The organism is Mycobacterium sp. 050128, from assembly GCF_036409155.1.
In the GTDB taxonomy this organism is placed as follows: Bacteria; Actinomycetota; Actinomycetes; order Mycobacteriales; family Mycobacteriaceae; genus Mycobacterium.
This window is the reverse complement of sequence record NZ_JAZGLW010000043.1, coordinates 1-334: the sequence shown is the minus strand read 5'-3', so window position 1 is coordinate 334 and position 334 is coordinate 1. Positions and strand designations below refer to the sequence as shown.

Sequence of the window (334 nt, the reverse complement as noted above, 5' to 3'; positions counted from 1 at the left end):
CACCGACTGCTGATCATCAGCCCACGGATCACCGGAAGCGTCGTCGACCAACGGTGGGTCGATCGGGTGGAGAAGCTCGCCCGAACCGCCGACGTAACCATCTTCTGGGGGCACAGCGACAACACCAATACCGACGAGACCGCCGTGGACAGGCTCCACAAAGCCGCACGCCGCTCCACCCGCTTGGCAATCGTCAGAATCCCCAACACCGTCGCAAAGGTCCTCGTCAGCGACGGCTGCTACATCAAAACCAATTTCAACTGGCTGTCCTTCCGCGGCACCCCGTCGCGCCAGTTCCGACACGAAGAAGGCGACCTGGTCCAAAACCAGGAAC

At 61.7% G+C, this 334-nt stretch carries 1 protein-coding gene; it reads left to right on the top strand.

All coding sequences use genetic code 11. The features are described from left to right. The coding region (locus SKC41_RS31750) for a hypothetical protein (protein ID WP_330981557.1) at positions 1-334 on the top strand (334 nt) is incomplete at both ends.